The following is an 11,983-nucleotide window of genomic DNA, read 5'->3' as shown; positions in this document are numbered from 1 at the left end:
GAATAGAAAAGAATCGACGCAAGGACTTTGGGATGAGCGAGCCGCAGCACCCTTTCGGGACAGACGGAACAGAGACCAACGCAGGCCGTTCGGGGTCGGATGGCTCGCCATCGCCCGTGCAGGCCGTGCCCGATACGCTCGCCTCGGTGGGCGCGCGCCTCGCGCAGCTGCGCGAGGCGAAAGGGTGGTCGGTCGAGGACGTCTCGGCACGCCTGAAGGTGGCGGTGCCGAAGCTGCGCGAGCTCGAGGCGGGCGACATCAGCCATCTGCCGGATACGACCTTCGCGCTCGGCGTGGTGCGCGCCTACGCGAAGCTGCTGGGCGCCGATCCCACGCCGCTCACCCAGGCGCTGCGCCGCGAGCGCGGCGTGCCGCAGCAGGATCTGTCGATGCCCGCGTCGTCGGGCGCTGATCTACCGCGTGGCCGCGTCTCGCTCTCTCTGGGCGGCGGGGTGCGCACGCCGCGGCGGCGTGCGTCGTGGCTGTGGGGGCTCGCGCTCGTCGTCGTCGCCGTGATTGGCATCTCGATGTGGCATACGAACAGCGGCGAGTCGTCGGCGTGGTTCGCGCGGTTGAAATCGATGGCCGGTGGCGCGGCGAGCAGTGCGAGCAATGATTCGGGCGCATCTTCCGCGACGGTGACCGAGGGCGCGACCACGGGCGCCGCAGCCGGTCAAGGCACGGACGAGGCCGGCGCGCAGGGCGGTGAGGCGAGTAATCAGGCAGCCGGCCAGGTCAATGGTCAAGTGAGTGGCCAGGCCACGACCGTTCAGGGCGCGGCGAGCGCGCCGCAGGCGGCCCAGGCCGCGCCGGCAAGCGCGGCGCCGGCTGCGAACGCCACGGCGGCAAGCGCTGCCACGGCGGCAACGGCGCAAGCCGCTTCGGTCCCGGCGGCGCCCGGCACCTCGACGTTCGCGATTCGCGTGACGCAGGACTCCTGGGTCAGCGTGCGCCAGAAAGACGGCAAAGAGCTCTTCTCCGGACTCGTCCACGCCAATGACGGGCGCGAGATCTCCGGCGTCGAGCCGCTCAAGATTACGGTGGGCAACAAGGCCGGCATCGAGTCGATGACCATCGACGGTCAGCCGGTCGACGCAGCGAAGTATGCGTCGGCGCGCGGCAATGTCGCGCGCTTCGTGCTGCCCTGATAGAGACATGAGGTGCATCGCGGCCGGATAGCGGGCCGCGATGCTTTTTCAATTCGCGCGGTGCGCACCGGTCGATGGTGACGGCGCGCGCGAGGTGTAAATGGGTTCTTCGATGCAAAGCGAAACGCAATCCCCGTCCAGCAACAGCCAGATCTGTTCCAGCGAGCCGGTCCTCGGTGGTCACGCGCCGCGTCGCAAGTCGCACGCCGTGCATGTGCGCTGGGGTGGCCAACTGGTGACGATCGGCGGCGACGCGCCGGTGCGCGTGCAGTCGATGACCAATACCGATACCGCCGACGCGATCGGTACCGCTATCCAGATCAAGGAACTGGCGCAGGCCGGCTCCGAGCTCGTGCGCATCACGGTGAACACGCCGGAAGCAGCCGCGGCCGTGCCGCACGTGCGCGAGCAGCTCGATCGCATGGGCGTGACGGTGCCGCTCGTCGGCGACTTCCACTACAACGGCCACCTGCTGCTGCGCGACTATCCGGCGTGCGCCGAGTCGCTCTCGAAGTACCGCATCAACCCGGGCAACGTCGGCCAGGGCGCCAAGCGCGACACGCAGTACGCGCAGATGATCGAAGCCGCCATCAAGTACGACAAGCCGGTGCGTATCGGCGTGAACTGGGGCAGCCTCGACCAGGATCTGCTCGCGCGCATGATGGACGAGAACGCGGCGCGCGCACAGCCGTGGGAAGCGCAGAGCGTGATGTACGAAGCGCTTATCCAGTCGGCCATCGGTTCGGCCGAACGCGCCGTCGAACTCGGCCTCGGCCGCGACAAGATCATCCTTTCGTGCAAGGTCAGCGGCGTGCAGGACCTGATCGCCGTCTATCGGGAGCTTGCCAAGCGTTGCGACTTCGCGCTGCATCTCGGCCTGACCGAAGCGGGCATGGGCTCGAAAGGCATCGTCGCGTCGACGGCGGCGCTTTCGGTGCTGCTCCAGCAGGGCATCGGCGACACCATCCGCATCTCGCTCACGCCGGAACCGGGTGCTTCGCGTACCGGCGAAGTCGTGGTCGGACAGGAAATTTTGCAAACCATGGGCCTGCGCTCGTTCACGCCGATGGTCATCGCGTGCCCCGGCTGCGGCCGCACGACCAGCACGCTGTTCCAGGAGCTCGCCTCGCAGATCCAGAACTATCTGCGCGCGCAAATGCCGATCTGGCGCGGCGAATATCCGGGCGTCGAAACCATGAACGTCGCCGTGATGGGCTGCATCGTGAACGGCCCGGGCGAGTCCAAGCACGCGAACATCGGCATCAGCCTGCCGGGCTCGGGCGAGAATCCCGCGGCGCCGGTTTTCGTCGACGGCGAGAAGGTCAAGACGCTGCGCGGCGAGCATATCGCCGAAGAGTTCCAGCAGATCGTGAGCGACTACGTCGCGCGCAAGTACGGCAAGACCGAAGCGACGGCCTGAGCGCCGCGCTTCCCGCACGCTGATTCCAGGCACAATCGACTATCGCCATTCGCAGGCAAATTCGCAACGCAATGACTGAACAGAAAAGAAAGCCCGAAAAGCTGACGGGCGTGAAGGGCATGAACGACATCCTGCCGCAGGACGCAGGGCTGTGGGACTTCTTCGAAACGACCGTGAAGTCCATGCTCCGTTCGTACGGATACCAGAACATCCGCACGCCGATCGTCGAGCATACGCAGCTCTTCACGCGCGGCATCGGCGAAGTGACCGATATCGTCGAAAAGGAGATGTACAGCTTCACGGATGCGCTCAACGGCGAGAACCTCACGCTGCGCCCGGAAAACACGGCGGCGGTCGTGCGCGCGTCGATCGAGCACAACATGCTCTACGACGGTCCGAAGCGCCTGTGGTACATCGGCCCGATGTTCCGTCACGAGCGTCCGCAGCGCGGCCGCTATCGCCAGTTCCATCAGGTCGGCGTGGAAGCGCTCGGTTTCGCGGGCCCCGATGCGGACGCGGAAATCATCCTGATGTGCCAGCGTCTCTGGGACGACCTCGGCTTGACCGGCATCAAGCTCGAAATCAATTCGCTGGGTCTCGCTGAAGAGCGCGCCGCGCATCGCGTCGAGCTCATCAAGTATCTCGAGCAGTACGTCGATCTGCTCGACGAGGACGGCAAGCGCCGCCTGTATACGAACCCGCTGCGCGTGCTCGACACGAAGAACCCCGCGCTGCAGGAGGTCGCGAACAACGCGCCGAAGCTGATCGATTTCCTCGGCGAGCAGTCGCTTGCGCACTTCGAAGGGCTGCAGCGCCTGCTCAAGGCGAACAACATTCCGTTCAAGATCAATCCGCGTCTCGTGCGCGGCCTCGACTACTACAACCTGACCGTATTCGAGTGGGTCACCGACAAGCTCGGCGCGCAGGGCACGGTGGCGGCCGGCGGCCGTTACGATCCGCTGATCGAGCAGCTTGGCGGCAAGCCCACGGCGGCTTGCGGCTGGGCCATGGGCGTCGAGCGCATTCTCGAATTGCTCAAGGAAGAGGACCTCGTGCCGGAAACAGAAGGTTGCGACGTCTACGTTGTGCACCAGGGCGAGGCGGCGCGCGAGCAGGCGTTCATCGTGGCCGAACGGCTGCGCGACACGGGCCTCGACGTCATTCTTTACTGCAGCGCGGATGGCCAGGGCGCGAGCTTCAAGGCGCAGATGAAGCGCGCCGATGCAAGCGGCGCGGCGTTCGCCGTGGTGCTCGGCGAAGACGAAGTGGCCAAGGGCGCAGCGGGTGTGAAGGCGTTGCGCGGCGGTGCCGAAGCGGCCCGCAGCGAGCAACAGACGGTAGCACTCGAAGACTTGACCGAATATCTAATCAATGCGATGGTTGCATCCGCCGAAGACGGCGAGGATTGATAGGGCCGCTTCAGGTGCCGCTCAGGTAGGGCCGCTTGCGGTGTCCGGATCGACCGTTATCTACGCATTTAGCCGATATCCGCGGCGTGCCTGAAGGTGTTCGAGGTGCGCCCGGAACGGGCTTCAGAATAAACAAGGAAGGAATCGCTACGCGATGAGTTACCACGACGAACAGGAATCGATCGAGAGTTTCAAGGCATGGTGGACGCAGTGGGGCAACGCCACTACGTGGATCGTGCTGATCGTTCTGCTCGCGCTCGCCGCGTGGAACGGCTGGAACTTCTGGCAGCGCCGTCAGGCCGCCGAGGCTGCGGTGCTGTACGACCAGGTGCAGCAGGCGTCGGCCAGCGGCGACAAGGCGTTGCTCACGCGCATCTCGACTGACATGGAAGACCGCTTCGGCCGTACCGCGTATGCGCAGATGACCGCGCTCACCGTGGCCAAGGCGCTTTACATGGCGGGCGACACTGCGGGTGCGAAGGCGCAATTGCAATGGGCAGCCGATCACGCTAAGGACGACGAGTTCCGCCAGATCGCGAAGATTCGTCTTGCGTCCGTGCTGCTCGACGAAAAGGCCTACGATCAGGGCCTCGCGCTGATTCCGCAACCGGACTCGGGTCCGTTCAAGGGTATCGTCGCGGATGGCCGCGGCGACCTGCTCGCGGCAGCGGGCAAGCGCGACGATGCGCGCACGGCCTACAAGCTCGCGCTCGACAGCTTGCCCCAGAGCGATGCTTCCGAGCGTCAGTTGATCCAGTTCAAGCTTGATGCGCTGGGCGGCTGAGCAAGCCGCGCTGCCCGCACCTGAATATAAACAGCTAAACCAACTCCATTCATGCTTCGTTCACCGATGAATTTGCTGAAACGAACCGTTGTACCTGTCGCCTGTGCGATGACCGTCCTCGCGCTAGCGGCTTGCTCGTCGACCAAAGACGAGCGCCGCGTACCGGTGCCGCTGACCGAGTTCAAACCGGTGCTGGACGTCCAGCAGGTGTGGAAGGCGAGCGTCGGCAAGGCCGGTCGCTACCTGTTCTCGCCCGTCGCCGTGGGCGACGCGGTTTACGCCGCGGGCGAAAACGGCTCGGTCGCGAAGATCGATGCGCAGACCGGCAAGGACGTCTGGCGCACGAAGCTCAAGGACGATATCTCGGCGGGCGTGGGCAGCGACGGCAATCTCACGGCCGTGGGCGGTCTGAAGGGTAACGTCTACGTGCTCGACTCCAATGGCAAGCTCTCGTGGCAGGCCAAGGCGCCGGGCGAGATCATCTCGCCGCCGCTGGTCGGCAACGGTCTCGTGATCGTGCGCACCATCGACGGCCAGGTCGTCGCGTTCAACGCGCAGACCGGCGAGCAGAAGTGGGTCTATCGCAACCGTGCTGTGCCGCTCAATCTGCGCGTCTCCGCGGGCATGACGTTCGCGGGTGACCAGGCGGTGCTCGCGGGCTTCCCGGGCGGTGCGTTCGCGGCGATCAACCTGCAAAACGGCGACGCATTCTGGGAAACGCCGGTGTCCTATCCGAAGGGCGTGACCGAAGTCGAGCGGATCAACGACGTGAGCGGTCCGCCTACGCTCGTCGGCGCCACCACGTGCGCGGTCACGTTCCAGGGCCAGCTGGGCTGCTTCGATGCCAATTCGGGCCGTCCGATGTGGGAGAAACCGTTCTCGAGCACGAGCGGCATCGCCCAGGACGACGCCACCGTGGTGGGCGGCGACGACTGGTCGGTCGTGAAGGCGTACAGCGTCACGACCGGCGACCAGACCTGGAGCACCGACAAGCTGAAGAACCGCGACGTGAGCGTGCCGGCCATGCTCGGTCACGCAGTCGTGGTGGGCGACTATCAGGGCTACGTGCACTTCCTCTCGCTCGACGACGGCAGCTTCGTCTCGCGCGTGAAGACCGACGGCAGCCCGATTACCGCCGCGCCGGTGCTGGCCGGCAACACGCTCGTCGTGCAGACGAAGGACGGCGACCTGTACGGTCTGCGTCCGCGTTGATCGGGTGAGGGCGCCCGGCACATGCGGCCGGGTGTCGCATCGAGGGGCCGCGCCTGCGGGCGGCGGCCTCTTGCGTTTGGTGCGGGCCTGGTGCGAAATTCGGCGCTTGCATTTGGCCGTTCTGGCGCCATCTGATTAAGTTAGTGGACGGGCCCAAGTCCCCTCCGGGCTTGCCAGTTCCGCGGGCCGGCGCATGCCGGCCACGCGCATTATGAGACGTTGGACTCCTCGGGCTAGATTGCACCAGGTGCCCCGTCCCGGCGACCGGGACTGAAGAAAGACCAGATCCCCTGGACCGTTCGGCGGGTTCAGCCGGCGAGCGCGACCGAATACGAGTCCCGCGCGTGCCGGGTCCCGATGAGCTCACGTATCGGGCGCGCGGCCCGGTTCGTGATATTCGTGATAATTTGCAACTATTGCAGCCTCTGCAAGCCTGACCGCAGACGCTTGCCGCGCAGTGCGCCGGACCTCCCGGCGTCGCGCCTTACTGTAGAAAAAATCAGATGAAACCCGTAATCGCCCTCGTCGGGCGCCCCAATGTGGGGAAATCCACGCTCTTCAACCGGCTCACGCGCTCGCGCGATGCGCTGGTGGCCGATCTGCCCGGTCTCACCCGCGACCGCCACTATGGCGAAGGGCGCGTGGGCGATCGCGCGTATCTGGTGGTCGACACCGGCGGCTTCGAGCCCGTCGCCAAGGACGGCATCATGCATGAAATGGCGCGCCAGACGCGCCAGGCGGTGGAGGAAGCCGACATCGTCGTGTTCATCTGCGACGGCCGCAACGGTCTCGCGCCGCAAGACAAGCACATCGCCGATTACCTGCGCAAAACCGGCCGGCCGATCTTCCTCGTGGTCAACAAGGCCGAGGGGATGAAGTACAGCGCCGTTGCCGCCGACTTCTACGAGCTCGGCCTTGGCGACCCGCGCGCGATCTCCGCGGCGCACGGCGACGGCGTGACCGAAATGATCAACGAGGCGCTCGATCAGGCCTATGCCGATCGCCCCGAGGAAAGCGAAGAAGACGCGAGCAAGCACGGCATCAAGATTGCGATCGTGGGCCGCCCGAACGTCGGCAAGTCCACGCTCGTCAATACGCTGATCGGCGAAGAGCGCGTGATCGCGTTCGACATGCCGGGCACCACGCGCGACTCCATCTATGTGGATTTCGAGCGCGGCGGCAAGAAGTACACCTTGATCGACACGGCGGGTCTGCGTCGCCGCGGCAAGGTGTTCGAGGCCATCGAGAAGTTCTCGGTGGTGAAGACGCTGCAGTCGATTGCAGACGCCAACGTGGTGATTCTGCTGCTCGACGCGCGCCAGGAAATCTCGGATCAGGACGCGCACATCGCGGGCTTCGTGGTGGAGCAGGGCCGCGCGCTTGTAGTGGGCGTGAACAAGTGGGACGGCATGGACGACCACGCGCGCGAGCGCACCAAGCACCACCTCCAGCGCAAGCTCAAGTTCCTCGACTTCGCGGAAATGCGCTTCATCTCGGCGACGGAAAAATTCGGCATCGGCCCGCTGATGCGCTCGGTGGACGACGCCTATGCCGCAGCGATGGCCAAGCTCCCCACGCCGAAGCTCACGCGCGCGCTCATCGAAGCCGTGGAGTTCCAGCAGCCGCGCCGTCGTGGTCCGGTGCGTCCGAAGCTGCGCTACGCGCACCAGGGGGGACAGAACCCGCCCATTATCGTGATCCACGGCAATGCACTCGATGCGGTGACCGAAACCTACAAGCGCTATCTGGAGAACCGTTTCCGGGAAACTTTCTCGCTGACCGGGACTCCATTGCGCATAGAGTTTCGTTCCTCGACGAATCCCTACACTGAAAAAAGCTGAACTGCGTTCGGTACCGCGCGCAAGCATGTGCTGGACCCTCCTGGCCGGACGGTGGGGAGGGGCGCGGGGGAACGAGAATCAGCTATAGTGTAGCGATTGGCGTCGGATTTCTTTTTCTTCGGCGCCAATTTAGTTAAACCTGCAAAAAAATACGGAGTTTGCTATGAGCAACAAAGGGCAACTGTTACAAGACCCGTTTCTGAACGCGCTGCGCAAGGAGCACGTGCCTGTTTCGATCTATCTGGTCAACGGCATCAAGCTTCAAGGGAACATTGAATCGTTCGACCAGTACGTTGTGTTGCTCCGTAATACGGTTACGCAAATGGTGTACAAGCACGCCATTTCCACGGTGGTCCCGGCCCGTCCGGTGAACTTCCACCCGGATGCGGAAGCGTCCTGACCTTTGACGCGGCCGGCCCGGGGCGCCTGACAGGCGTTGCGGACCGGCCGCTTTCATTTTGATATCTGCTAATTTGATCAACGCCGCACTCGTCGGCATCGACTTCGGCAAGACCGACTTCGAAGCCAGTCTCGAAGAACTCAGCCTGCTCGCAAAAAGCGCGGGCGCCTCGCCCGCTGTCACGCTCACCGGGCGACGTTCCAGCCCCGACGCCGCCATGTTCATCGGCAGCGGCAAGGCCGAGGAACTACGTCTCGCCTGCGAGGCGAACGACGTCGAAATCGTCATTTTCAATCACGCGCTTTCGCCCGCCCAGCAACGCAATCTGGAGCGTGCGCTGAATCGCCGCGTGGTGGACCGTACCAGCCTCATTCTCGACATCTTCGCGCAGCGCGCGCGCAGCCACGAAGGCAAGCTGCAGGTCGAACTCGCCCAGCTTCAGTATCTCGCCACGCGCCTCGTGCGCGCCTGGACTCACCTCGAACGCCAGAAGGGCGGTATCGGTCTGCGCGGCCCAGGCGAAACGCAGCTCGAAACCGACCGTCGTTTGATCGGCGAGCGCATCAAGATGCTGCAGGGCAAGCTCGCGAAACTGCGTCGTCAGCACGGCACGCAGCGTCGCCAGCGCGAGCGCACGCGCACCATGTCGGTCTCGCTCGTCGGCTACACGAACGCGGGCAAATCCACGCTCTTCAATGCGCTCACGAAGGCGCAGGCCTATGCCGCCGACCAGTTGTTCGCGACGCTCGACACCACGTCGCGGCGCGTGTGGCTCGGCGACGAAGTGGGCCAGGTCGTGTTGTCGGACACCGTGGGTTTCATCCGCGAGTTGCCTCACCAGCTCGTCGCCGCGTTTCGCGCGACGCTGCAGGAAACCGTGCAGGCCGACTTGCTGCTGCATGTGGTGGACGCATCGAGTTCGGTGCGCCTCGACCAGATCGATCAGGTGAACGAGGTGCTGCACGAGATCGGCGCGGACACCATCCGGCAAGTGCTGGTGTTCAACAAGATCGACGCCGTGCCTGAACTGGCGGCCCGGGGCGGGACGGTCGAGCGGGATGAGTATGGTAATATTTCGCGCGTCTTTTTGAGCGCACGCACGGGCGTCGGACTGGATGCGCTGCGCGCCGCCATCGCCGAAATCGCGACTGCCGAGCCGCTCGCCCAGCCGTCGCAGCTCCTCGCCGCCGCCGACTGGACCGCGGCGCCGCACGAACCCAGCAGGGAACCCGAACTCGGCCGCTGAACGCTATCGGGAGGCGCCTGAGGTTCGCACCGGGCGCGCCCCGAAGTGTGCCGATGAGCTCCCCCCACGCACATGACCCGCTGTCTACTCTGGTGAACGAACACAGGTGAACGATTACAACAAGCGGACTGGCTGGCAGCGCGCACGCGCCATTTTCTCGCTGAACGACCCGCGTTGGGGCCGCGGCGAGGGCAATGGCCAGCGCACCGATGACGCGCGGCGTCCATCGGGCAACAACGGCAACAAGGGTGACGGCAAGGGCGACGGCCCGCCCGATCTCGACGAAATGTGGCGCGATTTCAATCGCCGTTTGTCGGCGCTCTTCGGCAAGAAGGGCAAGGGCCCAGGCGGGCTCGGCCCGCGTCCGGACAACGGCCGCAGCGCGCGCATTGGCGTGGGCATCGTGCTCGGCGTGCTGATCGCCATCTATGTGGGCAGCGGCGTGTTCGTCGTGCAGGACGGACAGGCCGGCGTCGTGCTGCAGTTCGGCCAGTATCGCCACACGGTCGGCCAGGGCGTGCACTGGCGTTTGCCGTTCCCGTTCCAGACGCAGGAAATCGTCAACGTCGGCCAGATCCGCAGCGTCGAGATCGGCCGCAATAATCTCGTGCGTCCGTCGAACGTGAAGGACGCTTCGGTGCTCACGCACGATGGCGACATTCTCGACGTGCGCTTCACCGTGCAGTATCAGGTCAAGCAGCCTACCGATTATCTGTTCCATAGCGTCGATCCCGACCTCGCCGTGAGCCAGGCCGCGCAGGCGGCCGTGCGCACCGTGGTCGGCGCGCACAGCACCCACGATCTCCTTTATGCGGACCGCGAGCCGATCCGCGCGCAACTCGCCGACTCCATCCAGCACGCGCTCGATCTCTACAAGACGGGGCTCGGCGTGGTCGGTGTGACGATCCAGAGCGTCACGGCACCCGATCGCGTGCAGTCCGCCTTCGACGACGAAGCGAAAGCGCATCAGGAGAGCGAGCGCGCGAAGAGCGACGCGCAGGCCTACGCCGATCAGTTGCTGCCGCGCGCGCAAACCGATGCGACGCGTCTCATCGAAGACGCCAAGGCCTACAGCGATCGCGTGGTCGCGCAAGCGCAGGGCGACGCGCAACGCTTCAACAGCGTCTACGACCAATATGCGAAGGCGCCGGCCGTCATTCGGGAGCGCATGTACCTGGACACCATGCAGCACATCTACTCGAATACGACGAAGGTGTTCGTCGACAGCAAGTCGGGCAACAACGTAATCTATCTGCCGCTCGACAAGCTCGTCGACGCGACGCGTCAGCGCGCCGCCGCGGCAGCGGGTGCTTCGGGCGCGGCGGCGGCCGCGGCTCCTCCCAGCGCCGCATCGGATGCGAATGGTGTAGCCGCGCCTTCGGCGAACAGCGATATGCAGCAAGGCGGGCAGCAAAACGCGCAGCAAGACACGCAGCCGCAGAACCCGCAGCAGCAAAGCGCACAGCCGCAGCAGGGTGCAGCGCCGGCGCCGTCGGCGAGCGATGCGGCCCAGGCGGCAAGCGATGCCTTCCGTTCGCGCGACGCGCTGCGTTCGCGCGGCCGCGAAGACGACGTGCAATAACGGAGCGCCGACATGAACAAGATCATTGCGTTCGTCGTCGCCTTCGTGGTGGTGGTGCTCGTGGCCTCGTCGGCGGTGTTCGTCGTCGATCCGCGTCATGTGGCGGTGGTGTCCTCGTCGGGCGGCGCGAAGGCGACGCTCGCGGGTCCGGGCCTGCACGTGAAGCTGCCGCCGCCGTTCCAGACCGTGACCTTCATCGACACCCGCATTCAGGCGTTCGATGCGCCCGATGCCGACCGCTATACGACCTCGGACAAGACCGAACTGCTCGTGAACCCGGTCGTGCGCTACCGCATTGCCGATCCGCTCAAGCTTTTTGCCGCCACCAAGGGCGACCCGCAGACACTCGCCGACCGGCTCGCGTCGCTCTCGCGCGATGCGCTTGCGGGCGCGTTCTCGAAGGTCGATCTGAGCGATGCGCTCGCGCAGCAGGAAGCGATTGCCAACGGTGCGCGCGACGCGCTCAAGACGGCCGCTGCGCCGCTCGGCATCGACGTGGTCGACATCGAGTTCACGCGCATCGACTATCCGGCGGAGCTTGCCGAAGTGGTCTACAAGCGCATGAGCGCCGAGCACGAGCAGGCGGCCGCCGACGAGCGCGCGAAGGGCGCCGCCGAGGCGCAGAAGATCAAGGAGGAGGCGGAGCGCAAGCAGCAGGGCGTGATCGCCGACGCGTACAGCCAGGCGCAAGCCATCAAGGGCGACGGCGACGGCAAGGCCGCCGCGATTGCCGCCCAGGCGTACGGCCGCGATCCGGACTTCTATCGCTTCTATCAAAGCATGCAGGCGTACCGCGAGAGCTTCAAACCGGGCGACGTGGTCGTGGTCGATTCGTCGAGCGACTTCTTCCGCTTCATGCGCAGTCCGAACGGAGAGGCGCAGCCGGCTCCGGCCGCACCCGCCGCGCCGCGCAAACATTAGACCAATGAGACACGGGCGCC

At 65.4% G+C, this 11,983-nt stretch carries 10 protein-coding genes; all 10 read left to right on the top strand.

Features of this window, described 5'->3' with window-relative positions:
• Positions 1–32 precede the first annotated feature (32 nt).
• Positions 33–1,148, top strand: a complete 1,116-nt coding sequence (locus tag U5775_RS11360; protein ID WP_322058231.1) for a helix-turn-helix domain-containing protein — start codon at positions 33–35, stop codon at positions 1,146–1,148.
• A gap of 112 nt (positions 1,149–1,260) precedes the next feature.
• Entirely contained in the window at positions 1,261–2,568 is a 1,308-nt protein-coding gene (gene ispG / locus U5775_RS11355; protein WP_322058351.1) for a flavodoxin-dependent (E)-4-hydroxy-3-methylbut-2-enyl-diphosphate synthase, read from the top strand.
• Between the two features lie 71 nt (positions 2,569–2,639).
• The gene (gene hisS, locus U5775_RS11350; RefSeq protein ID WP_322058230.1) at positions 2,640–3,977 is read left to right on the top strand and encodes a histidine--tRNA ligase; all 1,338 of its coding nucleotides are present in this window, start codon (positions 2,640–2,642) and stop codon (positions 3,975–3,977) included.
• A 154-nt stretch (positions 3,978–4,131) separates the two neighbouring features.
• Positions 4,132–4,761 (top strand): tetratricopeptide repeat protein, encoded by a 630-nt coding sequence (locus U5775_RS11345; protein ID WP_322058229.1) that lies wholly within the window; start codon positions 4,132–4,134, stop codon positions 4,759–4,761.
• Positions 4,762–4,827: 66 nt separating this feature from the next.
• Positions 4,828–5,973 carry an outer membrane protein assembly factor BamB gene (gene bamB / locus U5775_RS11340; protein WP_322058228.1) on the top strand — a complete coding sequence of 382 codons (1,146 nt, stop codon included), beginning with the start codon at positions 4,828–4,830 and terminating at the stop codon, positions 5,971–5,973.
• Positions 5,974–6,476: 503 nt separating this feature from the next.
• Complete coding sequence (gene der / locus U5775_RS11335) at positions 6,477–7,814, top strand: ribosome biogenesis GTPase Der (protein ID WP_322058227.1); 1,338 nt, start codon at positions 6,477–6,479, stop codon at positions 7,812–7,814.
• A gap of 163 nt (positions 7,815–7,977) precedes the next feature.
• Positions 7,978–8,214 carry an RNA chaperone Hfq gene (gene hfq / locus U5775_RS11330; protein WP_028210028.1) on the top strand — a complete coding sequence of 79 codons (237 nt, stop codon included), beginning with the start codon at positions 7,978–7,980 and terminating at the stop codon, positions 8,212–8,214.
• Between the two features lie 73 nt (positions 8,215–8,287).
• Complete coding sequence (hflX, locus tag U5775_RS11325) at positions 8,288–9,460, top strand: GTPase HflX (protein WP_322058226.1); 1,173 nt, start codon at positions 8,288–8,290, stop codon at positions 9,458–9,460.
• A gap of 106 nt (positions 9,461–9,566) precedes the next feature.
• Positions 9,567–11,042, top strand: a complete 1,476-nt coding sequence (hflK, locus tag U5775_RS11320; protein ID WP_322058225.1) for an FtsH protease activity modulator HflK — start codon at positions 9,567–9,569, stop codon at positions 11,040–11,042.
• Between the two features lie 12 nt (positions 11,043–11,054).
• A complete protein-coding gene (locus tag U5775_RS11315) occupies positions 11,055–11,963 on the top strand; it encodes a protease modulator HflC (RefSeq protein ID WP_322058224.1) in 909 nt (302 codons plus the stop codon).
• Positions 11,964–11,983 lie beyond the last annotated feature (20 nt).

The sequence above is a fragment of the Paraburkholderia sp. J63 genome (assembly GCF_905220245.1).
Taxonomy (GTDB): Bacteria; Pseudomonadota; Gammaproteobacteria; order Burkholderiales; family Burkholderiaceae; genus Paraburkholderia.
Note: the sequence above shows the minus strand (reverse complement) of the source record. Positions and strands in the feature narration are given on the sequence as shown.